This is a genomic window from Bradyrhizobium sp. HKCCYLRH1034 (genome assembly GCF_051168375.1).
In the GTDB taxonomy this organism is placed as follows: Bacteria; Pseudomonadota; Alphaproteobacteria; order Rhizobiales; family Xanthobacteraceae; genus Bradyrhizobium.
Map to the genome: position 1 here is coordinate 571682 of NZ_JBNPUW010000003.1, position 22293 is coordinate 593974.

The window sequence follows — 22293 nt, forward strand, 5'->3', positions numbered from 1 at the left end:
CGCCATGATCGACGCCGCCATCAAGGCGATTTCGCAAATTCTGTCGCCGCCGATGCGCTCGATCCTGTGGCGCTCGATCGGGCTGGCGCTGGTGCTGGTCACGGTGCTCGCGATCGGGCTGCAGCGGCTCCTGACCTGGCTCGCGACTGCCGGCGAGGGCTGGGCGGAGGCCATGCTCGGGCCGAACTCGCACGGCACGCTCGAGGTGCTGACCTGGATCATCTCGATCGCCGCCGGCTTCGGCGTCGTGTTCGGCGGCATCATGCTGATGCCGGCAATCACCTCGGTGATCGCGAGCCTGTTCGTCGACGACGTCGCGGACCTTGTCGAGCGCGAGCATTATCCGGCCGAGCGCCCCGGCGTCGCCCTGCCATTCGGCGTCGCCACCATCGAGGGCCTCAAGGCCGCCGGCCTCACCATCCTGGTCTATCTGGTCGCCCTGCCCTTCGTGTTCCTGGCCGGCGCCGGCTTCGTGATCTTCTTCCTCGCCACCGCGTGGCTGCTCGGCCGCGAATATTTCGAGCTCGCCGCGATGCGCTTCCGGCCGCCGGCGGAGGCCAAGGCGATGCGGCGCGACAATGCGATCACGGTGTTCACCGCGGGGCTGATCATCGCGGCCTTCGTCACCATCCCGATCGTGAACCTGGCGACGCCGCTGTTCGGCACGGCCTTCATGGTCCACCTGCACAAGCGCCTATCCGGACCGCGGCCCGAGCTGATCGAGCCGTCGCCGGAGCGCCGGCTGCGCAGCCTCTAGCGCCATCATCCGCGGCGACAGGCTCGCCGCCTTGCTGCGGGCGAAGGGGATCAGCAGGAAGCCGAGCAGCGCGACACCAGCGAGCAGCGACCAGGCCTCGTTGACGCACAGCGCCAGCGAGGCCTTCTCCACCAGCGGCCGGACATAGGCGATCGCCTGCTCCTCCGAGATGCCGCGCGGCCGGTTGCGCAGCAGCTCCGGCGCGAGCCCGATCGCCTTGGCCGCCGCGGTATCGCCGGCCAGCAGGCGGTCGCGAAACGCCTGGGCATGCATGGCGACGCGGCCATAGAGGATGGTGTCGATCAGCGCGATGCCGATGGCGCCGCCGAGATTGCGCATCAGGTTGAACAGCCCGCTGGCGTCGGCGACCTCGGCCTGCGGCAGGTCGCCGAGCGCGATCCGCGTCGGCGGCAGCAGGCAGAACATGATGCCGACGCCGCGCACCACCTGCGGCCAGAACATCTCCTGATAGTCGGCGGTCGGCGGCTGGAACGCGCTCGCGGCCAGACCGGAGCCGAACAGCACGAAACCGAACGCCGTCAGGAGACGCGCGTCGACCTTGCCGTCCAGCGCCGTCACCAGCGGAGCGGCGATCAGTTGCGCCACGCCGGTGACCAGCATGATCTTGCCGATCTCGAACGCATCGTGGCCGCGCACGAAGGCGAGGAACACCGGCATCAGATACACCGAGCCGAACAGCCCGATGCCCAGACAGAAGCTCGACAGGCAGCCGAGCGTGAACGACCGCCGCTGAAAGCTGCCGAGCCGCAGGATCGGCTGCGGTGAGGTCAGCAGGCGCTGGACGAGCAAGGTGAGGCACGACGCGCTCAGCACCAGGAACGCGATGCAGTTCGACGACAGCCAGCCGCCCTTCGGCGCCTCCTTCAGCCCGAGCTCGAGGCTGGCCAGGGACACTGCGAGCAGCAGCAGCGCAAACAGGTCGAGCTTGTCGAGCTCCGCGAGGTCCATGCGCTGCTTCGGCAGCAGGCCGGGCGTCGCCAGCGCGGCGACGAGGCCGGGCGCGATGTTGATCAGGAACAGCCAGGGCCACGACCAGGTGTTGGTGATGAAGCCGCCGACGACCGGGCCGATGGTCGGCGCGAGCACCGCGACCACGCCGCCGATCGTCGTCGCGACCGCGTGCAGGCGCGGTGGAAACAGCAGGAACACGGCGGAGAACACCACGGGAATCAAGAGACCACCGAAGAAGCCCTGCAGCACGCGGAACGCCAGCAGCGTGTGAAAATCGCCGCTGAACGCGCAACCGAGCGAGGCGGCGGTGAAGATGCCGACGGCGCCGACGAACAGCCAGCGCAACGTGAACACCCGCGTGAGCAACCCGGTCAGCGGAATGGCGATGATCTCGGCGATCAGATACGCCGTCTGGATCCAGCTCATCGCCTCCGGCGTGATGCCGAGCGCCTCCTGGATGGTCGGCAGCGACGTCGCCACCACCTGGATGTCCAGGATCGCCATGAACATGCCGACGCACATCAGGATGAAGCCGAGCCAGGTGGCGAGGCTCGGACGATCCTGCGGCGCGGCCGATGCGCTCATGCGGTCTGGCCGCCGCCGATGCCGGTGAGTGCTTCCGATTCGGCGCGGATGCGGATGAACAGCACCGCCGCATTCAGGCCGGAGAAGATCAGGGCGATCAGTGGCAGATGCAGCGCCAGCGGCAGCAGCGCGATCTCGGCTGCGACCACCAGATAGTTCGGATGCGAGATGTAACGATAGGGACCATCGGTGACGAGGGGCGCCCCCGGCAGGATGATGATGCGCGTCGTCCAGCGCGGACCGAGCGTCGCCAGCACCCACCAGCGCAGCCCCTGCAGCAGCACGAAGCCGCTCAAGAGCCACGGGTCGACCTCCTGGTCGGCGCCGAGCAGCCACAGCGATACCAGCCAGGCCGCATGCATCGAGATCATCAGCGGATAATGATCCGCCCCGACCTCAACCGCGCCCATGGCGCGCAGGCGCTTGGTGTTGTGGCGGGCGAGCACGAGCTCGCCGAGCCGCTGCATGGTGACGAGGGCGAGGACGAAGGCGGCGAAGGTCATGCGGCGTGCCTCAATGAAACGCAGCTTGCGGTGAACCCAGGTCCGAGCGCAGTGAGCACCGAGCGCGGCGGCAAGCCCCGGGCGCGGGCGCGCTCCAGCACGAACAGCACCGTCGGCGCGGACATGTTGCCGTAGTCGGCGATGATCTCGCGCTCATGATCCAGCGTGCCCTGATCCAGCGACAGCGCGCGCTCCAGCGCCGTGATCACCTTGGCGCCGCCGGGATGGCAGACGAAGCGGTCGACGTCGGCAGGCGCGAGCTTCATCCGGTCCAGGATCTCGTTGACCGCGGGGCCCATGTTCTCGGTGACGAAGTCCGGAATGGTGCGCTGGAAGATCACGCCAAAACCTTCGGGATCGACGCTCCAGCCCATGATGTCGAGCGTATCGGGCCACAGCTTCTCGCCGGTCGCCTCGACGCGGATAGCGCCGCCATCGCCGGCGCGCAGGATCGCGGCCGCCGCGCCATCGCCGAACAGGCTCAGCGCGACGATGTTGGCCTTCGTCAACTCATCATGGCGGACAGCCAGTGTGCACAGTTCGAAGGTCACCAGCAGCACGTTGGTGCCGGGCCGGGCCTGCGCCAGGCGCGCGGCGATCGACAGGCCCGAGACGCCGCCGGCGCAGCCGAGCCCGAACACCGGCACGCGCGACACGTCCGCGCGAAAACCCAGGCGGCCGGCGACGCGCGCTTCCAAGGTCGGCGTCGCGATCCCCGTCGAGCTCACGGTGACGATGGTGTCGATGTCGGCGGCGTTGAGATCGGCCTGCGCAAGCGCCTTGTTCGCCGCGTCGACGAACAGCGCCTCGGCGCCTTCGAGATAGGCTTCGGTGCGCTCCGGCCAGCCGCGCCGCTCCATGTACCATTCGATCGGCTTGACGCCGTAGCGCTGGCGGATGCCGGTGTTGGCGAACAGGCTCGCCATCGTGTCGAACTGCGGAAAGCGCGGCGCCAGCACCACGCGGGCGGCCTCCATCACTTCGTTCTGGCGAAACTGATGCGGTGGCACCGAGGTCGCGAGCGACACGAGTGCGGCAGTGTTGTCCATGCGGCTGATCCTTCAACGTCCCGGCGCAGAAAGGTCCGAGAACGCGGGAATCGTCACGCGCCACTCACATCGCCCCGGATTACGGGTGTCATCTTATGTCCAATGCGGGCGGCGATGTGGCCCGGCCATGGTGAGACGGCGTCGCGCCGTGACACAATAGTGACTGTCAAACGCGTTCTCAGGCGAAACCGTTCGTCACACACAACGTATCAGGCGGTCTTCTCCGGCCAGCGGCAGAGGTCCTTGATCAGGCACAGCTCGCAGCGCGGCTTGCGCGCCAGGCACGTGTAGCGGCCGTGCAGGATCAGCCAGTGATGGGCATGCAGCATGAACTCGGCCGGGATCGCCTTCTCCAGCCCGAGCTCGACCTCGAGCGGCGTCTTGCCGGGTGCCAGCCCGGTGCGGTTGCCGACGCGAAACACATGGGTGTCGACCGCCATCGTGTGCTCGCCGAACGCCATGTTGAGCACGACGTTCGCGGTCTTGCGGCCGGCACCGGGCAGCGACTCGAGCTCGGCGCGCGTGCGCGGCACCTCGCCGCCGAATTCGCTGATCAGCTTCTGCGACAGCGCGATCACGTTCCTGGCCTTGGTGCGGTAGAGGCCGACGGTCTTGATGTAGTCGCGGAGCTTGTCCTCGCCGAGCGCGATCATCTTCTGCGGCGTGTCGGCGACGGCGAACAGCGGCCGCGTCGCCTTGTTGACGCCGGCGTCGGTCGCCTGCGCCGACAGCACCACGGCCACCAGCAAGGTGTAGGGGTTGAGGTGCTCGAGCTCGCCCTTCGGCTCCGGATTGGCCTGTGCGAAGCGGCTGAAGGCCTCGCGGATCTCGGCCGGGGTCCAGGGCCTGGCCGCCTTCGACGCTGTCTTGACCGGCCGGGCAGGGCTCTTCGGCTTGGCCGTCGGAGCCTTCTTGGCGGCCCGTTTCGAGGCGGCCTTGGGGGCTGACTTGGGCCCGGCCTTGGGAGCGGCCTTCTTCAAGGGGCTGCGAACCGGCGCCGGCTTGGCGCGTTGGGGGCGGGTGATTTTGGCCATGATCCGGGTATACTGAGGCCCCATGACGCCAGGCAACGCTTTTGCGTATCAGGAGACCGGCACCGACGCCGCTGATCCCGAGCTGTTTTCGGCCCGGCTGACGCCGCATCGCTCGCTCAGCCGCACCGGCTTTCTGGTGCTGATGGCGGTGGTCTGCGCCATCAGCTTCATCGGCGGCATCGCCTCGCTCATGATGGGCGCCTGGCCGGTGCTCGGCTTCTTCGGCCTGGATGCGCTCGCGATCTACTGGGCCTTCAAGGTCAACTTCCGCCGCGCCAACGCCTATGAGGACGTCTCGATCACCCTGACCGAGCTGCGCCTGCGCCGCGTCAGCCACAAGGGCCACGTCATGGAATGGCGCTTCAACCCGCTCTGGGTGCGGCTCGACCAGGAGACCCACGAGGAGTTCGGTATCGAGCGCCTCTACCTGGTGGCGCGCGGCCAGCGCGTCGCCATCGCGAGCTTTTTGGGCCCGGAGGAGAAAGCCAGTTTTGCGAAGGCCCTCACGGCCGGGCTGCAGGCCGCGAAGCGCGGGCCGGTGTACAACCCGCTGTAGCGCGTCCAAGGGCACTGACTGCGGGCAGCTCTACCCAGGCGAAAGCGCCGCTAACACCCTCCGGCGTCGTTCCGGGGCGCGCGCAGCGCGAGCCCGGAACCCATACCCACAGGACCTTGTGTGGGGCACGCGGGTAGTGGGCATCTCGCCTCACACGTCTTCTCGTGGTTATGGATTCCGGGCTCATCGCTGCGCGATGCCCCGGAATGACGGAGCAAGCCGGGAAACTCCTGTTTCAAGCCGAAGCCGATCGCAACGCCCCTAGCCTCCCGATCGGAAATCGGGTGGAGTCCGCGCCCCGGCCGCCCTACATCCGGATCATGATGACCCTCGCCATTCACGATTCCGCCCTGGCCAAGCCGGGCCCGCAACAATCGGCCGCGCTGCGCGACTACGATGCGGTGCGCCGCGCGATCGCGTTCATCTCCGAGCACTGGCGCCGGCAGCCGACCATCGAGGACATGGCCGACGCCGCCAGCCTCACGCCCGACGAGTTGCACCATCTGTTCCGGCGCTGGGCCGGGCTGACGCCGAAGGCGTTCATGCAGGCACTGACGCTCGATCACGCCAAGGGCCTGCTGAAGAGCTCAGCCAGCGTGCTCGACGCCGCGCTCGACTCGGGGCTTTCAGGCCCCGGCCGGCTGCACGATCTGTTCGTCACCCATGAAGCGATGTCGCCCGGCGAATGGAAGACCGGCGGCGCCGGCACCACGCTTCGTTACGGCTTCCACCCCTGCCCGTTCGGCATCGCGCTGGTGATGGCCACCCCGCGTGGCCTCGCCGGCCTCGCCTTCGCCGACCCCGGCGAGGAGGCTGGCGCGCTCGCCGACATGAAGAGCCGCTGGCCCCGCGCCACCTATATCGAAGACGTCCCCGGCACCGCCGGCCTCGCCCAGCGCATCTTCGACAAGACCCTGTGGCGGCCCGACCAGCCCTTGCGCGTCGTCCTGATCGGCACCGACTTCGAGGTCCGCGTCTGGGAAACCCTGCTCAAGATCCCCATGGGCCGCGCCGTCTGCTACTCGGACATCGCGACACGGCTGGAGTCGCCGAAAGCCTCGCGCGCGGTGGGCGCGGCGGTGGGAAAGAACCCGATCTCGTTCGTGGTGCCGTGCCATCGCGCGCTCGGCAAGAGCGGCGCGCTGACGGGCTATCATTGGGGGCTGACCCGGAAGCAGGCGATGATCGGGTGGGAGGCCGGGCAGGTGGGGATGGGGTAGAGCGGCGAGGCCGCTGCTACTCTCGCTGTCACCGTCCGCGAACGCTGACGATCCAGTAAACACCGACGTCTCGAGTCTCGCGACCGTCACGGCGTACTGGATGCCCCGCCTTCGCGGGGCATGACGACTGAGAAACTACGCAGCTTTTCGTACGACACGAATTCCAGTCAGGCGCCACTCTCTCCGCTGTCATTCCGGGGCGTGCGCAACACGAGCCCGGAATCCATCGCATGGCAGATCGTGGCGGTTGCGCTGCGCGAACGTCGCCAACTTTCGATGATGCCGACGGCAGGCGCCGCGATCTCAGTCTCACCCTCCCCTGGAGGGGGAGGGTCGATCGCGCGCGAAGCGGGCGAGCGGGGTGGGGTGAGCCGCGGAAACCGGTGCGAGTGGAGAGATCACCCCACCCCGGCTCACATGCGCTCCGCGCATCTGAGCCGACCCTCCCCCTCCAGGGGAGGGTGACAGCGGGGCTCACCTCGGCTGCTCTCAATTCTCTGCCCTTGAGAACGGGCAGAGGGAGCGCAGCGTCGATACGGCGGGGGCTGGGCTTCAACTCATGGGGATGCGATCACCCATGAGCAGTGGAATCTTGCGACGGTCCTAGCCCGCCAGATCCAGCTTCGACTCCACGGTCGAATCCGCATTCAACCGGTAGATGATCGGCACGCCAGTCGCCAGCTCGCGTTTCAGGATGCCTTCCGGCGTCAGCTTCTCCAGCACCATGATCAGGGCGCGCAGCGAGTTGCCGTGGGCGGCGACCAGGGTGCGCTGGCCGCGGAGGACGCCGGGGAGGATCTCCTGGACGTAGTAGGGCAGCGCGCGGGCGAGCGTGTCCTTGAGGCTCTCGCCGCCGGGCGGCGGGACGTCGTAGGAGCGGCGCCAGATGTGGACCTGCTCCTCGCCCCATCTGGCGCGGGCGTCGTCCTTGTTGAGGCCCGAGAGGTCACCATAGTCGCGCTCGTTGAGCGCGAGGTTCTTGGCTGTCGGCAGGCCGGTCTGGCCGAGCTCGGTCAGGATCAGGTCGAGCGTGTGCTGGGCGCGCGTCAGCACCGAGGTGAAGGCGACGTCGAAGACCAGTCCCTGCGCCTTCAGCTTGCGCCCGGCCTCCCTGGCCTCGGCCACGCCCTGCTCGGTCAGGTCCGGATCCTTCCAGCCGGTGAACAGGTTCTTCAGATTCCACTCGCTCTGGCCGTGGCGCACCAGCACCAGGAGACGTTCGCTCATCAGTTCGCTTCCATCGACGTTGAACTAGAACAGGTCCTTGAGGCCGAGCACGTCGTCCATCGTGTAGTAGCCCGGCGGCTTGCCATGGGCCCACAGCGCCGCCTTCAGCGCGCCATGGGCGAAGATCATGCGGTCCTCGGCCTGGTGCGACAGCACCAGCCGCTCCGAGGGACCGGCGAAGATGACGCTGTGATCGCCCGCCGCCGTGCCGCCGCGCAGCGAGGCGAAGCCGATGTCGCCGCTGCGGCGCTCGCCGGTGATGCCGTCGCGGCCGCGCGCGGAATGCTCGTCGAGCGCGATGCCGCGGCCCTCGGCGGCGGCGCGTCCGAGCATCAGCGCGGTGCCGGAGGGCGCGTCGACCTTGTGCTTGTGATGCATCTCGAGGATCTCGATGTCGAAGCCGGCATCGAGCGACTTCGCCACCTGCTTGACCAGCGCCGCCAGCAGGTTGACGCCGAGGCTCATGTTGCCGGACTGCACGACGATGGCGCGCTTGGTGACGCTCCTGATGACGGCGTCGTCCGACGCGGACAGGCCGGTGGTGCCGACGACGTGGACGATGCCGCGCTGGGCGGCGATGGCGACATTGGCGATGGTCGCGGCCGGGACGGTGAAATCGAGGATGCCGTCGGCCTCGGCGGACATGCTCCAGAGGTCGCCCGACAGCTTGATGCCGTTGGCGGGCAGGCCGGCGAGGGCGCCGGAGTCCTTGCCGATCAGCTCCGAGCCGGGGGCTTCGAGCGCGCCCGCCAGCACGGCGCCGTCGGTCTCGGCGATCGCGCGCACCAGGGCGCGGCCCATGCGGCCGCCGGCTCCGGCAACGATCAAGCGCATCTTGGACATGTCAACTCCTCTGCCCCTTCAAGGGCTATAGCCGGGGCTGATAGCGGCGGCAACCGAGCGAGGCCACGTCGACGGTGGCCGGGGCGGGCGGCGATCAGGGCTGCGGGCCGTCATAGCCCTCGATGATCACCAGATCGCCTTGCGAATGCGGCGCGCGCATCGCCACCAGCCGCTGGTATTCAGGGGAATTGTAGCACGCCAGCGCGGTCGCGTAGTCCTTGAACTCGATCACGACGTTGCGCGAGCGCGAGGTGCCTTCCTTGGTCTCGTACTGGCCGCCACGGACCAGGAATTTGGCGCCGTACTGGTGGAACACGGCGCCGTTCTGCGCGACGTAGTCCTTGTAGCCGTCCATGTTGTGTACGTCGATCCGCGCGATCCAATAGGCCTTGGGCATCCCTGTCGTCTCCTTGCACTCTGGCGCGCTTGCTCAAGCTCGGTTGGTCTTGCCGACCAGCGCGACGGCGCTGGCGATGTCGGCGACGATGCTCTCGGCGGCCGCTGCCGGATCGGCGGCGCCGGTGACGGGACGGCCGACGACGAGGCGGTCGGCGCCGCCGGCGATCGCCAGCGCCGGGGTCATGATGCGCTTCTGGTCGCCAACGTCCGATCCCGCCGGGCGGATCCCGGGGGTCACGAGCTGCATATCAGGGCCGACCAGCGGGCGGATGAGCTGGGTCTCCTCCGGCGACAGGATCAGGCCGTGGATGCCGATCTCCTTGGCCTGCCTGGCGCGGTGCGCCACGAGTTCCTTGACACCCATGGCGTAGCCGGCGGCGGCGAGGTCAGCATCGTCGTAGGAGGTCATGACGGTGACGGCGAGCAGCTCGAGGCTGGAGCCGGCAGCGCCGGCGAGCGCCGCCTTCATGCTCTGGGAGAAGCCGTGCACGGTGAGGAAGCGCGCGCCGAGCCTGGCGATCTGCCGGGTGGCGCGCTCGACGGTGTTCGGGATGTCGTGCAGCTTGAGGTCCATGAACACGTGCTTGCCCTCGGCCGCGAGCCGTTCGGCGAGACCGAGGCCGCCGGCATAGGTCAGCTCCATGCCGATCTTGTAGAACGTCACGGCGTCGCCGAGCTGTGCGATCATGGCTTCGGCCTCCGCCACGCTCGGCAAATCGAGCGCCACGATCAGGCGGTCGCGGGGAGCAATCTCGGTCGGCATGTCACCTCACATCGTATGTTGCGCTGTTGCGACCAGCTCCCGCACCAGCGCGTCGAGCGCCGTGATGTCGGCGGGCAGTTTGAGCCGGTCCATGTCGTTGTAGGCCTTGTCGGCGAAGGCCAGCGCAAGCTGGCTCGGGATCACCGTCGCGTTGCAGGCCGTCAGCATCAGACGCAACGCGGCAAGGGCGCGGATGCCGCCAAAGCGGTTCTCGGAGGCGGCGGCGATCGCAAACGGCCTGTTGCGGAACACCGCGCCGCGGCTGCCCGGCGGCTCGTCGACGCGCGAGATCCAGGTGATGGCGTTGGTCAGCAGCGGCGGCACCGAGGCGTTGTATTCCGGCGTCACCAGCAGCACGGCATGATGGACGCCGATCATGCGCGTCAGATTCACGGCGTGAAGTGGAATGCCCGATTGCGCCTCGAGGTCGGCGTCGTAGATCGGCAGCGGAAAGTCGGCGAGCGAGATGCGGGTGATGTCGGCGCCGGCCTGCACGAACTGATAGGCGGCGGCCGCGGCGAGCTTCGCGTTGTGCGAGCCGGCTCGGGTCGAACCGGGGATGATGAGCATCTTCAGCGCTGACATCGTGAGGTCGGTCAACGACCCGCCACGAAGGATCGCGGCCGCCGGTCAGGGCTTGCGATACACCCAGACGCGCGCTGGCGGAAGATTCATCCAGATGCGCTCGGAGGCCTGCGTGGTAACGCCAGGCAGCGACTTCGGAATCGGCGGCACGACGGAATAGGTGAACTGCACGAACGGCGCATTCGGCGACATCGCCGCGAACGCATCGCGGATCAGCTTCATGCGGGTCAGCATCGGCTTGGTCACGAGCGGCAGGCCGGAGACGACGGCCGAGGCCGGGGCGCCGAGCACGTTCCAGAGCGTGTCGCGAAGGCGATAGGCGTCGCCCTGGACCACCTTGGCCTGCGGGTAGCGGTCGCGCAGCAGGGCGCAGAAGCCCGGATTGTACTCGACCAGCACCAGCCGCTTCTGATCGACGCCATGTTCGACCAGCGCATTGGTGATCGCGCCGGTGCCCGGTCCGAGCTCGATGACGGGGCCTGTCCCGTGCGGATCGACGTACTGCGCCATGGTGCGGGCCAGCAGTCGGCCCGACGGCATGACGGCGCCCATGTGCAGCGGCTTTTCGATCCATGAGCGGAGGAAGCGCACTTCGTCGTCCAGACGGAGAGGCTTTTTCGACGCACGCACGGACGTTTGCAGGGGCATCTCAGTACCAGACGGGACCGTCTTCACGGCGATGTCAGAAAAGAGTCACAAAGACGTATAGGGCGCAGGCGGGGCGGTCAAGCCGAACCGTAACGTACGATTAAGGCTGGCGGGTCCGCGCTCTTACAGTTGCATTCGATAATTTTTTGCATGTGCGGAGCAGCAAATTCGCTCGACATCGACATTCCGATGCCGTTCAGCGAAAGCATGCGGCCCCGCGGTTCTGCACTCACGGCTCAGCTCGCCGCCTTGCCGAAGAAGTCCTTGACCTTGGTGAAGAAGCCGGCGGCCTCGGGCTGGGTTGCTCCCGAGGACAGCTTCTCGAACTCGGCCAGCAATTCCTGCTGCTTCTTGGTCAGGTTCTGCGGCGTCTCGACAACGATCTGGACATACATGTCGCCGGTCTGGCGCGAGCGCAGCACCGGCATGCCCTTGGCCGCGATCCGGAACCGGCGCCCGGACTGCGCACCGGCGGGAATCTTCACCTTGGTCTTGCCCTTGTCGATCGTGGGCACCTCGAACTCGCCGCCGAGCGCCGCGGTCACCATCGAGATCGGCACCCGGCAGTGTAGGTCGGCGCCGTCGCGCTGGAAGAACTCGTGAGCAGTCAACGACAGGAAGATGTAGAGATCGCCCGGCGGCCCGCCGCGCAGGCCCGCCTCGCCCTCGCCGGCGAGACGGATGCGGGTGCCGTCCTCGACGCCCTGGGGAATGTTGACGGACAGCGTGCGGTCACGGGTGACGCGGCCGGAGCCGGAGCATGACGGACAGGGGTCCTCGATCATCTGGCCGCGGCCGTGACAGCCGGGGCAGGTCCGCTCCAGGGTGAAGAAGCCTTGCGCCTGCCGCACGCGGCCGGCGCCGCCGCACATCGCGCAGGTCTTCGGCTTGGTGCCGGCCTTGGCGCCGGTGCCGGAGCAGGATTCGCAGGTCACCGAGACCGGAATTTCGATCTGTGCGGTCTTGCCCTGGAACGCCTCTTCCAAGGTGATTTCCATGTTGTAGCGCAGATCGGCACCGCGCTCGCGTCCGGTGCCGCCACGGCGCTGCCCGGCCATGCCGAACAGGTCTTCGAAGATGTCGGAGAACGAGGAGGCGAAGCCGGCGCCGAAGCCGTGCGCCCCGCCCATGCCGCCCTGCTCGAAGGCGGCGTGGCCATAGCGGTCGTAGGCGGCGCGCTTGTCGGCGTCGCGCAGCACCTCATAGGCCTCGTTGATTTCCTTGAATTTCACTTCGCTGGAGGCATCGCCCGGATTCTTGTCCGGGTGCCACTTCATGGCCAGCTTGCGGAAGGCGGCCTTGAGCTTGCTCTCGTCGGCGTCGCGCTCGACTTCCAGGGTCTCGTAGTAGCAGCGCTTGGTGGACATCAATCAAACCCGCCCGAACTTCGCCCAACAGGAACGGCTGGCGCGATCGCCGCGCGCGTTCCGGGTCAATGAAAATGACCCCCATCCAACGAGCCGCTGAAAGCGCTCTTTGGCATGGGGGTCATGGTCACTACCTCTGCCTCAGTTAAGCAGATTTCTTCTTGTCGTCGTCGACCTCGGTGAACTCCGCGTCGACCACGTCATCCTTGGCGGCGTCGCGGGCCGCATCGCTCTCGGCCTGCTGCTTGTACATGGCCTCGCCGAGCTTCATCGACGCCTGGGCCAGCGTATTGGTCTTGGCCTTGATCGCCTCGGCATCGTCGCCCTTCAGCGCTTCCTTGAGATCGCTGACGGCATCCTCGATGGCACGGCGCTCGGTGTCGGCGACCTTCGAGCCATGCTCGGCCAGAGCCTTCTCGGTCGAGTGCACCAGCGCGTCGGCATGGTTCTTGGCGTCGACCGCCTCGCGGCGCTTCTTGTCCGCCACGGCGTTGGCCTCGGCGTCCTTGACCATCTTGTCGATATCGGCCTCCGACAGACCACCCGAGGCCTGGATGCGGATCTGCTGCTCCTTGCCGGTGGCCTTGTCCTTGGCCGACACGTTGACGATGCCGTTGGCGTCGATGTCGAACGTCACCTCGATCTGCGGCATGCCGCGCGGGGACGGCGGAATGCCCATCAGGTCGAACTGGCCGAGCATCTTGTTGTCGGCCGCCATTTCGCGCTCACCCTGGAAGACCCGGATGGTGACCGCGTTCTGATTGTCCTCGGCGGTCGAGAACACCTGGCTCTTCTTGGTGGGGATCGTGGTGTTGCGGTCGATGATGCGGGTGAACACGCCGCCCAAGGTCTCGATGCCCAGGGACAGCGGGGTCACGTCGAGCAGCAGCACGTCCTTGACGTCGCCCTGCAGCACGCCGGCCTGAATGGCCGCGCCGATCGCCACCACCTCGTCGGGGTTGACGCCCTTGTGCGGCTCCTTGCCGAAGAACTGCTTCACCATCTCCTGGATCTTCGGCATGCGGGTCATGCCGCCGACCAGCACCACTTCACCGATCTCGCCGGCGGTGAGGCCGGCATCCTTCAGCGCCTTGCGGCACGGCTCGATGGTCTTCTCGACGAGGTCGGCCACCAGCGCCTCGAACTTGGCGCGGGTCAGCTTCATCGTCAGATGCTTCGGACCGGACTGGTCCGCGGTGATGAAGGGCAGGTTGATCTCGGTCTGGGTGGTCGACGACAGCTCGATCTTGGCCTTCTCGGCAGCTTCCTTGAGGCGCTGCAAAGCGAGCTTGTCGTTGCGCAGGTTGATGCCCTGCTCCTTCTGGAATTCGTCGGCGAGGTAGCTGACCAGACGCATGTCGAAGTCTTCACCGCCGAGGAAGGTGTCGCCATTGGTCGACTTCACCTCGAACACGCCGTCGCCGATCTCCAGGATCGAGACGTCGAAGGTGCCGCCGCCGAGGTCGTACACCGCGATGGTGCCGGCCTTGGTCTTGTCGAGGCCGTAGGCGAGCGCGGCCGCGGTCGGCTCGTTGATGATGCGCAGCACCTCGAGGCCCGCGATCTTGCCGGCGTCCTTGGTGGCCTGACGCTGGGCGTCGTTGAAATAGGCGGGGACGGTGATGACGGCCTGGTCGACCTTCTGGCCGAGATGGGCTTCCGCGGTCTCCTTCATCTTCTGCAGGATGAAGGCGGAGACCTGCGAGGGCGAATAGGTCTTGCCGTCGGCCTCGACCCAGGCGTCGCCGTTGCCGGCCTTGACGATCTTGTAGGGGACGAGCTTCTTGTCCTTCTCGACCATCGGGTCGTCGTAGCGGCGGCCGATGAGGCGCTTGACCGCAAAGAAGGTGCGCTCGGGGTTGGTCACGGCCTGGCGCTTGGCCGGCTGACCGACCAGACGTTCGCCGTCGTCACTGAAGGCGACGATCGACGGCGTGGTGCGCATGCCCTCGGCGTTCTCGATGACTTTCGACGATTTGCCGTCCATGACGGCCACGCACGAATTCGTGGTGCCGAGATCGATCCCGATGACCTTTCCCATGGTCTCATATCCTTCTTTTTGCGGCAGGTTGGGTGGGGCCCTGACGGCGCCCCCATCCAAAACCCCCTCAGATCAAATGCTCGCGATATTGCGACGATGAGCGTCATATAGGAGGGGGGGAGTGGCCCGCAAGGACCGGACCAGGGGTTCGACCCCACGAAAATCACGGCCGCCGCCCAAGGTCATCATGGAGACATCAGAGCGGCCCATCGGGCCCGGCGGCGACGCGGAACGGCGGCTCGGACCGGAGGCGACTGCGCGGGTCCACCTGTCGGCACATCGAACGGCTGGTGCGAAATGCAGGGTGTGCGATCGCCGGCAAGTGCGACAGACCCGGTACCGCTGATCTGCCCCAACGACCGAAATGCGTTGTTAACCCACGGGCCCTAGCCTGCCGCACTCCTGGGACGGGAATGAGGCATGGTCATCGACACCGATTGGGGCTTTCCGCAACGCGCGCGTGAAGCCGGCCAGGCCACGTTCCCGAGACTGCTGATCTGCGCCATCGTGGTTGCAGCCGCGTGGCTGCGGTACGTCCTTCCCCTCAATGTCGACGTCAGCTGGTGGCTCCTCGTCAGCGAGCGCATGCTCGATGGCCAGCGACTCTACGTCGACATCCTCGAGACGAATCCGCCCATGGCGGGATCGGTCTATCTTCTGGCGGTCGCACTGGCGCGTGCGATCCATCTCAGGCCCGAGCTGGCGACGAATATCCTGATCTTCGCACTGACCGCGGCATCCCTGACGCTGGTGTGGCTGGTGCTGCGGACATCGGCCCTGCGCCATCGGCTCGCGGACGGCCGGCTGGCGGCGTGGACGACCGCCCTGCTCCTGATCGCGCCGATGTATGATTTCGGCCAGCGGGAACATCTGGCCCTGATCACGATATTGCCGGCGATCGCGGTGTATATCCTGCGCGCCGAGGGCGAGCGGGTAGCCCCGACGGCCATCCTCATCGCCGGGCTCAGCGCCGGCCTCACGATGAGCTTCAAGCCCTATTTCGCCTTCAGCGTCGGCTTCTGCATTCTCGCCGCCGCCGCGCAGGCGCGCGACTGGCGCGTGCTGCTCGCGCTGGAGAACTGGATCGCCGCGGCCCTGGTGCTGCTCAACGCGGCGTGCATCTACCTGTTCTTTCCCGAATATTTCACGGTCATCTATCCGCTGGTCCGCGACGTCTATCTGCTTCTGAAGGCGCCCGTACCGACCATCCTCGTCACTCTGCCGATGGGCCTGTGGCTCGCCGCGGCAATCATCGTCCTCCTCCTGCAGCGCCGGCAATACGAGCGCGACGCGGCGTCCTTCACCACGCTGGCCGGATCGCTCGGCTTCCTGGTGTCGTTCGTCGCGCAGCAGAAAGGCTGGGGCTATCACGCCTACCCCATGGTCGCGCTGGCGCTGCTTGCCGCCGGCCTTGCGGTGTCGGCGATCGACAGCAGCCGCGACGCGCGACGCTGGCCGCGTGCCGCCACCGCTCTCGCCGGCGCCGTGCTGTTCGTGCAGACCTGCTTCTGGTTCAATGGCAGCGTCGACGTCCGGCAGATCGAAGCCCAGGTGGCGCGGCTCGGTCCGCACCCGAGCATGCTGGTGCTCAGCGCGGCTGCGGTCATCGGCCACCCCATGGTGCGGACCCTCGATGGCACCTGGATCTCGCGCCAGGAGGCGTTCTGGGTCCGGGAAATCGTTCGCCGCTCGCAACAGGACGGAACCATCGATTCACAGACGGCGCAGAGGCTCGCGCCCTACGTGGAACGCGAACGCGCCGGGATCGTCGCCGACTTCCGGAAACAGCCGCCCGACGTCGTCCTGATCGACAATCAGAACAGCGACTGGGGCGATTGGGCGCGTTCCGACCCCGAACTCAGGGCTCTGCTGGAGCCCTATGTGCTGGTACAGACCGTCGACGGCGTCGAAATCCTGAAGCGCAGCTAGCGCTGGACCATCCTGAATCCGCCTTTCGAGGCGAATTATCCGCGAAATGCGCCCCCGCGGGGGTCCCGCCAATCGCCGCAGGCGATCAAAACCGCGCGCCCGGCCTGTTGCGGGGGGCGTAAAGCCGCTAAAAGCGTGCCCGCCGAAGACCACGCTGGCGAGGATCCCGACCGCCTCGGCACGAGGCCTCGGTCAACGAGGCAATGTTGATGATGATCGTTCGATTTTTCGCCGCGGCCACCCTGCTGATGTCGCTGCTGCACCCCGCATTGGCCGCCGACGCCATATTTCCGCCCGGCGTCCGCATCGGGCTCGCGCCCCTGGTGGGGCTCGCCAAGGCCAAGACGTTCTCCGGCTTCGAAACCGAGGACCAGAGCGTCAAGGTGCTGCTGACCGAACTGCCGGCGGCCGCCTATGGCGAGGTGAAGAATGCGTTTACCGCCAATCCCGCCGGGACCGGCAGCGTCAAGCCGGAGAGCATCGAGACCGCTGCCGGCACCGCCTACTACACGGTGGAGAACGGCCGGGATGGCGCCACGCCAGTGCGGCGCTACTCGATGATCCTGCCCGGCAACGGCTTCTCCGGCTACGTGGCCGTGCAGATCCCGGAGACCGCGAGCCGGATCTATACCGACGATGCCGTGCGCCAGATGTTCGCCTCCGCCGTCGTCCGCAAGGACGTTCCGGTCGACGAGCAGCTCGCGATGATGCCGTTCAAGGTCACCGACCTCTCCGGGTTCAAGACCATCCGCACGCTCGGGCCGGGCGCCCTGATCCTGGCCGATGGCGAAGAGGACAAGGGCTTCGAGGCCGCGCCCTTCGTGGTGATCGGGCTGGTGGCCGGCGTCGCCCCGGAGGCAGGCGACCGCGCGCGCGTCGCGCAGCAGGCGGCCACCACCATTCCGGGCGTCCGCGAAGCGCGCATCACGATGTCCGAGCCGATCCGCATCGACGGCCAGCCGGCCTATGAGACCCGGATCGACGCCACCAGCGGCAAGGACAATACGCCGGTGACGGTGGTGCAGTGGCTGCGCTTCGGCGGGCCGAACACGTTGCGGATCATCGGCAGCGCGCCGCGCGACCAGTGGTCGGCGGCCTTCCCGCGCTTCCGCGCCGTCCGCGACGGCATCCAGCCGAGAGGCTGAGACCAGCCCGGCATCGGACGTCGTGATCACGTTGGCCACTCGCCGTGAGACGGACTACAAAGTCGCGCCGACAAACAAGAAGCCACGGGCATCGTTGCCCGTGGCTTGTTCATTCGATCGACAGGACGGCAGCGGGACGCCTGCCTAGGCTCGCCGTCAGGCGGCGCTGTTCGACTGATCGTTGCTCGCCGCCGGCGCCGCCTTCGCGCCACCCTTGGACACGCCGACCAGCGCGGGGCGCAGCACGCGCTCGCCGATCATGAAGCCGGCCTGCACGACCTGCACCACGGTACCGGACGGCACCGACGGATCCGGGACCTCGTACATCGCCTGCTGGAAGTTGGGGTCGAACTTCTGTCCCGTCGGATCGAACTTCTTGACGCCGTTCTTCTCCAGCGTGTTGAGCAGCGAGCGCTCGGTGAGCTCGACGCCCTCGATCAGCGACTTCAGGCCCGCATCGGCATTGGCGCGTGTCTCGGCCGGCACGGCATCGAGCGCGCGCTGCAGATTGTCGGCGATATCGAGCACGTCACGGGCGAAGCCGGTGATGCCGTACATGCGCGCATCGGCGACTTCACGGGCCGTCCGCTTGCGCAGGTTCTCCATCTCCGCGAGCGTGCGCAGCATCTTGTCGCGCGCGTCGGCCGCCTCCTTGGCAAGGGCCTCGGCCGAGCCGGCCTCAGGATCATCGGGCATGATGTAGGGCTTGGAGACGACGGGTTCGCTGGCCTGCGCCGGGTTTTCCGGATCATTCTTATGCAGGTCGGGATCGGTCATGGACAGACTCGCAAGTTCGGCTGACGGGTTTGGGGGATATGGGGCGGGATATCGTGCTTTGGGCGTCGAAAATCAAGCGCAGCCTGACCATTGCGCCCGGAGGCGCTGTCCGCGGGTGAACCAAGTCACGCGTCAGCCACCCAGCAGCCGGCTGACCAGACGCGCGGCATAATCGACCGTCGGAATCACCCGGGCATAGTTGAGCCGGGTCGGACCGATGACGCCGAGCACGCCGACGATGCGCCCCGTGGCGTCGGAATAGGGCGACACGATCGTCGACGAGCCCGACAGCGAGAACAGCTTGTTCTCCGAGCCGATGAAGATGCGGACACCTTCCGCGCTCTCCGCCCGTCCGAGCAGATCGACGACGCCGCGCTTGGTCTCGAGATCGTCGAACAGCCGCCGGACACGCTCGAGATCTTCGAGCGCATGCAGGTCCTCGAGCAGGTTGGCGTGGCCGCGCACGATGAGCTGCCGCTCGTCGCTGTCCCCTCCGGACCAGCTCGCGACTCCGGCGGCGATCACCTTCTGCGTCAACTGATCGAGCTCAGCACGGTCATGCGCCAGCGCGGTCTCGAGCTCGAGCCGCGCTTCCGCCAGCGTCCGTCCTCTGATGCGGGCATTGAGGAAATTGGACGCCTCGGTCAGCGCCGACGACGGCACGCCCGGCGGCAGGGTCAGGACCCGGTTCTCGACCTGTCCGTCTTCACCGACCAGAACGACGAGCGCGCGCTCGGGCTCGAGCCTGACGAACTCGATGTGCTTCAGGCGGGTGTTGGATTTGGCGGTGAGAACCACGGCAGCGGCACGGGTCAGACCCGACAGCCGGGTCAGCGCTTCGTCCAGCGCCGCTTCGACCGACTGCGCCTGGCCGACGGCCGCGAGCTGGCTCTGGATCGACTGCCGCTCGGCCTCCGTCATGTCACCGACCTGCATCAGGGCGTCGACGAAGAAGCGCAGGCCAGCCTCGGTCGGCAACCGGCCGGCCGAGGTGTGCGGCGCGTAGATCAGGCCGAGCTGCTCGAGATCGGCCATGACGTTGCGCACCGAGGCCGGCGACAGCGGAACCGCGATCAGCCGCGAAATGTTGCGCGAGCCGACCGGTTCGCCGGTCGCCAGATAGCTTTCGACGATCTGCCGGAAGATCTCGCGCGAGCGCTCGTTCAGATGCGCCAGACCGGCCGGCGGTGTCATCAGGTTGATCGGATCGTGGTGGGCCACCAGATGCACTCCTCCCAGCTGCCTATAATGTGTCCATGCGGCGGCTCGGTGGCAAGCCGGTCGGCGCTCGCGGGCGAAGCCATGATAAACCCTTGCCGCTGCCGTTCCCGGCTCCTACAAGGCCGGTCAAAGTCGGTCTTTCGCGCGCTTTCACGGAGAGAATCATGCGGCCGAGCCGCCGTGCACCGGATGAACTGCGGGCTGTGAGCCTGGAACGCGGCGTCGTCAAATACGCCGAGGGCTCCTGCCTGGTGAAGTTCGGCGACACCCATGTCCTGGTCACCGCCACGCTCGAGGACCGGCTGCCGCCCTGGCTCAAGGGCCAGGGACGCGGCTGGATCACCGCCGAATACGGCATGCTGCCGCGCGCCACGCTGGAACGGACCCGGCGCGAGGCCTCCGCCGGCAAGCAGACCGGCCGCACCGTCGAGATCCAGCGCCTGATCGGCCGCTCGCTGCGCACCGCGATCGACCTGGAAGCGCTCGGCGAGCGCCAGATCACGGTCGATTGCGACGTGCTGCAGGCCGATGGCGGCACGCGCACGGCGTCGATCACCGGCGCCTGGGTGGCGCTGGCCGACTGCATCAAGTGGATGAAATCGCGCAACATGATCAAGACCGAGGTGCTGCGCGCCAACGTCGCCGCAATCTCCTGCGGCATCTACAACGGCACGCCGGTGCTGGATCTCGACTACGCCGAGGACTCCGAGGCCGAGACCGACGCCAATTTCGTCATGACCGGCGACGGCCGCATCATCGAGGTGCAGGGCACGGCGGAGAAGACGCCGTTCACCGAGGCCGAATTCCTGGCGCTGATGGCGCTCGCCCGCAAGGGCGTCGCGCGGCTGGTCGACCTGCAGAAGATGGCGGTCGCGTGAACAGCCCGCACCGCAAGCTCACCGGTCGCATCATCATTGCGACCCACAATCCCGGCAAGCTTGCCGAGATGCGCGAGCTGCTCGCCCCCCATGGCGTCGAGGCGGTGTCGGCCGGCGATCTCGGCCTGGACGAGCCGGATGAGACCGGCGAGACCTTCCAGGCCAACGCCCGCATCAAGGCGGTCGCCGCGGCCAGAGCCGCGCAGCTTCCTGCCTTTGCCGACGATTCCGGCATCGTGGTTCATGCGCTCGATGGGGCGCCGGGGATCTATTCGGCGCGCTGGGCAGGACCGGACAAGGATTTCGGCGGCGCGATGACGCGCATCGAGCGCCTCCTGCAGGAGCGGGACGCGACTGGTGCCGACAAGCGTAGCGCCCATTTCGTCTCGGCGCTGTGCGTGGCGTGGCCGGACGGTCACGTCGAGGAGGTCGAGGCGCGGGTCGACGGCACCCTGGTCTGGCCGCCGCGTGGCACGGCGGGCTTCGGCTACGACCCGATGTTCCTGCCAGAGGGCTACGACCGGACCTTCGGCGAGATGACCAGCATCGAGAAACATGGCCTGCCGCCGCTCGGGCTCGGCCTGTCGCACCGGGCGCGCGCCTTCGTGAAACTCGCGGAGATCTGTCTTGAGCAGCGCTGACAGCGAAGCGTTCGGCGTCTATGTGCACTGGCCGTTCTGCCTGTCGAAATGTCCGTATTGCGACTTCAACAGCCACGTCCGGCATGCCGCCATCGATCAGGACCGCTTCGCCCGCGCCTTTGCGCAGGAGATCGCGACCACGGCCGCCCGCATTGGGCCGCGCACCGTCACGTCGATCTTTCTCGGCGGCGGCACCCCGTCGCTGATGCAGCCGCAGACGGTCGGCGCCATTCTCGACGCGATCGGCCGGCACTGGCACGTCGCTGGCGATGTCGAGGTGTCGCTCGAAGCCAACCCGACCAGCGTCGAGGCGACCCGCTTTGCCGGCTATCGCGCCGCCGGCGTCAACCGGGTCTCGCTCGGCGTCCAGGCGATGGACGATGCGTCGCTCAAGATGCTCGGCCGCCTGCACACCGCTGAAGAGGCGATGAAGGCGGTGGCGATCGCGCGCCATGCATTCGAGCGCTATTCGTTCGATCTGATCTACGCGCGGCCCGACCAGACGCCGGCGATGTGGACCGAAGAGCTGACGCGGGCGATCGGCGAGGCGGCTGAGCATTTGTCGCTGTATCAACTGACCATCGAGGAAGGCACGCCGTTCTTCGGCCTGCACGCCGCAGGCAAGCTGAAGACGCCGGACGAAGGCCTGGCGCGCACCTTGTACGACGTCACGCAGGAGATCTGTGGCCGTCACGGACTGCCGGCCTATGAGATTTCCAATCACGCCCGGCCCGGCGCGGAGTGCCGGCACAACCTCGTCTACTGGCGCGGCCACGAATATGCCGGCATCGGCCCGGGCGCCCATGGCCGCCTCGACATCGGCGGCATCAGGCACGCGACCGCGACCGACAAGCGGCCGGAAGCCTGGCTGATGCGGGTCGAATCCAACGGTCATGGTGTCATGACCGACGACGAGCTCAACCGCGAGGAGCGCGCCGACGAATTCCTGCTGATGGGGCTGCGACTGGCCGAGGGCATCGACCCGCAGCGCTACGCAAGGATCTCCGGCCGCAGGCTCGATCCGCGCCGCATCGCGCTGCTGCGCGAGGAGGGCGCGATCGCGGTCGATCCGGACGGGCGGCTACGGGTAACCCAGGACGGCTTTCCGGTGCTCGACGCGGTCGTCGCCGACCTCGCCGCCTGAGAAGTGCTG

22 protein-coding genes are annotated in these 22293 nt (G+C 67.4%); 8 read left to right on the forward strand and 14 right to left on the reverse strand.

The features are described 5' to 3' along the window. Positions 1 to 4: 4 nt before the first annotated feature. Complete coding sequence (locus tag ACQR0W_RS09620; protein ID WP_316186451.1) at positions 5 to 757, forward strand: sulfate transporter family protein; 753 nt, start codon at positions 5 to 7, stop codon at positions 755 to 757. On the opposite strand, the gene ACQR0W_RS09625 is transcribed toward ACQR0W_RS09620, so the two are convergent. The 4 genes from ACQR0W_RS09625 to nth form a co-directional block, all read right to left on the reverse strand. Then, positions 695 to 2314 (reverse strand): DHA2 family efflux MFS transporter permease subunit, encoded by a 1620-nt coding sequence (locus ACQR0W_RS09625; protein WP_316186450.1) that lies wholly within the window; start codon positions 2312 to 2314, stop codon positions 695 to 697. The genes ACQR0W_RS09620 and ACQR0W_RS09625 overlap by 63 nt on opposite strands. Continuing rightward, the gene (locus ACQR0W_RS09630; RefSeq protein WP_315716838.1) at positions 2311 to 2817 is read right to left on the reverse strand and encodes an isoprenylcysteine carboxyl methyltransferase family protein; all 507 of its coding nucleotides are present in this window, start codon (positions 2815 to 2817) and stop codon (positions 2311 to 2313) included. Before ACQR0W_RS09630 ends, ACQR0W_RS09625 begins: the two co-directional genes overlap by 4 nt. Then, a complete protein-coding gene (locus tag ACQR0W_RS09635; protein ID WP_315716837.1) occupies positions 2814 to 3866 on the reverse strand; it encodes a type III polyketide synthase in 1053 nt (350 codons plus the stop codon). The genes ACQR0W_RS09630 and ACQR0W_RS09635 overlap by 4 nt, the downstream gene beginning before the upstream one ends. A gap of 209 nt (positions 3867 to 4075) precedes the next feature. Then, a complete protein-coding gene (gene nth / locus ACQR0W_RS09640; protein ID WP_315825679.1) occupies positions 4076 to 4900 on the reverse strand; it encodes an endonuclease III in 825 nt (274 codons plus the stop codon). A 22-nt stretch (positions 4901 to 4922) separates the two neighbouring features. On the opposite strand from nth, the gene ACQR0W_RS09645 reads away from it, so the two are divergent. Together ACQR0W_RS09645 and ACQR0W_RS09650 are read left to right on the forward strand one after the other, a co-directional pair. Continuing rightward, on the forward strand, positions 4923 to 5456 hold the full coding sequence (locus ACQR0W_RS09645) for a DUF2244 domain-containing protein (protein ID WP_316186449.1): 534 nt from the start codon (positions 4923 to 4925) through the stop codon (positions 5454 to 5456). Between the two features lie 320 nt (positions 5457 to 5776). Beyond that, the gene (locus ACQR0W_RS09650; RefSeq protein ID WP_316186620.1) at positions 5777 to 6676 is read left to right on the forward strand and encodes a bifunctional helix-turn-helix domain-containing protein/methylated-DNA--[protein]-cysteine S-methyltransferase; all 900 of its coding nucleotides are present in this window, start codon (positions 5777 to 5779) and stop codon (positions 6674 to 6676) included. 603 nt (positions 6677 to 7279) lie between these two features. Here ACQR0W_RS09650 and ACQR0W_RS09655 read toward each other — a convergent pair. The 8 genes from ACQR0W_RS09655 to dnaK form a co-directional block, all read right to left on the reverse strand. Then, on the reverse strand, positions 7280 to 7903 hold the full coding sequence (locus tag ACQR0W_RS09655) for a 2,3-bisphosphoglycerate-dependent phosphoglycerate mutase (RefSeq protein WP_316183676.1): 624 nt from the start codon (positions 7901 to 7903) through the stop codon (positions 7280 to 7282). Positions 7904 to 7927: 24 nt separating this feature from the next. Then, positions 7928 to 8746, reverse strand: a complete 819-nt coding sequence (gene dapB, locus ACQR0W_RS09660) for a 4-hydroxy-tetrahydrodipicolinate reductase (protein ID WP_315716833.1) — start codon at positions 8744 to 8746, stop codon at positions 7928 to 7930. A gap of 94 nt (positions 8747 to 8840) precedes the next feature. Beyond that, positions 8841 to 9143: a DUF1330 domain-containing protein gene (locus tag ACQR0W_RS09665; protein WP_315716832.1), complete on the reverse strand. Its 303-nt coding sequence runs from the start codon at positions 9141 to 9143 to the stop codon at positions 8841 to 8843. Positions 9144 to 9176: 33 nt separating this feature from the next. Next, positions 9177 to 9908, reverse strand: a complete 732-nt coding sequence (gene pyrF / locus ACQR0W_RS09670) for an orotidine-5'-phosphate decarboxylase (protein ID WP_316186448.1) — start codon at positions 9906 to 9908, stop codon at positions 9177 to 9179. Positions 9909 to 9914: 6 nt separating this feature from the next. Then, on the reverse strand, positions 9915 to 10493 hold the full coding sequence (locus tag ACQR0W_RS09675; protein WP_316186447.1) for an NADPH-dependent FMN reductase: 579 nt from the start codon (positions 10491 to 10493) through the stop codon (positions 9915 to 9917). Between the two features lie 45 nt (positions 10494 to 10538). Continuing rightward, positions 10539 to 11141: a class I SAM-dependent methyltransferase gene (locus ACQR0W_RS09680; RefSeq protein WP_315716829.1), complete on the reverse strand. Its 603-nt coding sequence runs from the start codon at positions 11139 to 11141 to the stop codon at positions 10539 to 10541. Between the two features lie 236 nt (positions 11142 to 11377). After that, on the reverse strand, positions 11378 to 12508 hold the full coding sequence (dnaJ, locus tag ACQR0W_RS09685) for a molecular chaperone DnaJ (protein WP_315716828.1): 1131 nt from the start codon (positions 12506 to 12508) through the stop codon (positions 11378 to 11380). A 145-nt stretch (positions 12509 to 12653) separates the two neighbouring features. Continuing rightward, positions 12654 to 14549: a molecular chaperone DnaK gene (dnaK, locus tag ACQR0W_RS09690; protein ID WP_315716827.1), complete on the reverse strand. Its 1896-nt coding sequence runs from the start codon at positions 14547 to 14549 to the stop codon at positions 12654 to 12656. 420 nt (positions 14550 to 14969) lie between these two features. On the opposite strand from dnaK, the gene ACQR0W_RS09695 reads away from it, so the two are divergent. Together ACQR0W_RS09695 and ACQR0W_RS09700 are read left to right on the forward strand one after the other, a co-directional pair. Beyond that, on the forward strand, positions 14970 to 16478 hold the full coding sequence (locus tag ACQR0W_RS09695; protein WP_316166395.1) for a hypothetical protein: 1509 nt from the start codon (positions 14970 to 14972) through the stop codon (positions 16476 to 16478). Between the two features lie 209 nt (positions 16479 to 16687). Next, positions 16688 to 17623, forward strand: a complete 936-nt coding sequence (locus tag ACQR0W_RS09700) for a hypothetical protein (RefSeq protein ID WP_315716825.1) — start codon at positions 16688 to 16690, stop codon at positions 17621 to 17623. A gap of 156 nt (positions 17624 to 17779) precedes the next feature. Here ACQR0W_RS09700 and grpE read toward each other — a convergent pair whose 3' ends face one another. Beyond that, positions 17780 to 18400: a nucleotide exchange factor GrpE gene (gene grpE / locus ACQR0W_RS09705; protein WP_315716824.1), complete on the reverse strand. Its 621-nt coding sequence runs from the start codon at positions 18398 to 18400 to the stop codon at positions 17780 to 17782. Positions 18401 to 18532: 132 nt separating this feature from the next. After that, on the reverse strand, positions 18533 to 19621 hold the full coding sequence (gene hrcA, locus ACQR0W_RS09710; RefSeq protein ID WP_315716823.1) for a heat-inducible transcriptional repressor HrcA: 1089 nt from the start codon (positions 19619 to 19621) through the stop codon (positions 18533 to 18535). A 164-nt stretch (positions 19622 to 19785) separates the two neighbouring features. Between hrcA and rph the strand changes: the two genes are divergently transcribed. Genes rph through hemW form a run of 3 tightly spaced genes read left to right on the forward strand, consistent with a single transcriptional unit; the run spans position 19786 to position 22284 of the window. Next, on the forward strand, positions 19786 to 20499 hold the full coding sequence (gene rph / locus ACQR0W_RS09715; protein ID WP_315716822.1) for a ribonuclease PH: 714 nt from the start codon (positions 19786 to 19788) through the stop codon (positions 20497 to 20499). After that, positions 20496 to 21140: an RdgB/HAM1 family non-canonical purine NTP pyrophosphatase gene (gene rdgB, locus ACQR0W_RS09720; protein WP_315825684.1), complete on the forward strand. Its 645-nt coding sequence runs from the start codon at positions 20496 to 20498 to the stop codon at positions 21138 to 21140. Before rph ends, rdgB begins: the two co-directional genes overlap by 4 nt. Continuing rightward, positions 21127 to 22284, forward strand: a complete 1158-nt coding sequence (gene hemW / locus ACQR0W_RS09725; protein ID WP_315825685.1) for a radical SAM family heme chaperone HemW — start codon at positions 21127 to 21129, stop codon at positions 22282 to 22284. Before rdgB ends, hemW begins: the two co-directional genes overlap by 14 nt. Positions 22285 to 22293: the final 9 nt, after the last annotated feature.

What these genes read in the sequence shown, in the direction of transcription:
- ACQR0W_RS09620 (WP_316186451.1), top strand. Translation starts at nt 5, where the DNA reads ATGATCGACGCCGCCATCAAGGCGATTTCGCAAATTCTGTCGCCGCCG.
- ACQR0W_RS09625 (WP_316186450.1), bottom strand. Translation starts at nt 2,314, where the DNA reads ATGAGCGCATCGGCCGCGCCGCAGGATCGTCCGAGCCTCGCCACCTGG.
- ACQR0W_RS09630 (WP_315716838.1), bottom strand. Translation starts at nt 2,817, where the DNA reads ATGACCTTCGCCGCCTTCGTCCTCGCCCTCGTCACCATGCAGCGGCTC.
- ACQR0W_RS09635 (WP_315716837.1), bottom strand. Translation starts at nt 3,866, where the DNA reads ATGGACAACACTGCCGCACTCGTGTCGCTCGCGACCTCGGTGCCACCG.
- nth (WP_315825679.1), bottom strand. Translation starts at nt 4,900, where the DNA reads ATGGCCAAAATCACCCGCCCCCAACGCGCCAAGCCGGCGCCGGTTCGC.
- ACQR0W_RS09645 (WP_316186449.1), top strand. Translation starts at nt 4,923, where the DNA reads ATGACGCCAGGCAACGCTTTTGCGTATCAGGAGACCGGCACCGACGCC.
- ACQR0W_RS09650 (WP_316186620.1), top strand. Translation starts at nt 5,777, where the DNA reads ATGATGACCCTCGCCATTCACGATTCCGCCCTGGCCAAGCCGGGCCCG.
- ACQR0W_RS09655 (WP_316183676.1), bottom strand. Translation starts at nt 7,903, where the DNA reads ATGAGCGAACGTCTCCTGGTGCTGGTGCGCCACGGCCAGAGCGAGTGG.
- dapB (WP_315716833.1), bottom strand. Translation starts at nt 8,746, where the DNA reads ATGTCCAAGATGCGCTTGATCGTTGCCGGAGCCGGCGGCCGCATGGGC.
- ACQR0W_RS09665 (WP_315716832.1), bottom strand. Translation starts at nt 9,143, where the DNA reads ATGCCCAAGGCCTATTGGATCGCGCGGATCGACGTACACAACATGGAC.
- pyrF (WP_316186448.1), bottom strand. Translation starts at nt 9,908, where the DNA reads ATGCCGACCGAGATTGCTCCCCGCGACCGCCTGATCGTGGCGCTCGAT.
- ACQR0W_RS09675 (WP_316186447.1), bottom strand. Translation starts at nt 10,493, where the DNA reads ATGTCAGCGCTGAAGATGCTCATCATCCCCGGTTCGACCCGAGCCGGC.
- ACQR0W_RS09680 (WP_315716829.1), bottom strand. Translation starts at nt 11,141, where the DNA reads ATGCCCCTGCAAACGTCCGTGCGTGCGTCGAAAAAGCCTCTCCGTCTG.
- dnaJ (WP_315716828.1), bottom strand. Translation starts at nt 12,508, where the DNA reads ATGTCCACCAAGCGCTGCTACTACGAGACCCTGGAAGTCGAGCGCGAC.
- dnaK (WP_315716827.1), bottom strand. Translation starts at nt 14,549, where the DNA reads ATGGGAAAGGTCATCGGGATCGATCTCGGCACCACGAATTCGTGCGTG.
- ACQR0W_RS09695 (WP_316166395.1), top strand. Translation starts at nt 14,970, where the DNA reads ATGGTCATCGACACCGATTGGGGCTTTCCGCAACGCGCGCGTGAAGCC.
- ACQR0W_RS09700 (WP_315716825.1), top strand. Translation starts at nt 16,688, where the DNA reads ATGATGATCGTTCGATTTTTCGCCGCGGCCACCCTGCTGATGTCGCTG.
- grpE (WP_315716824.1), bottom strand. Translation starts at nt 18,400, where the DNA reads ATGACCGATCCCGACCTGCATAAGAATGATCCGGAAAACCCGGCGCAG.
- rph (WP_315716822.1), top strand. Translation starts at nt 19,786, where the DNA reads ATGCGGCCGAGCCGCCGTGCACCGGATGAACTGCGGGCTGTGAGCCTG.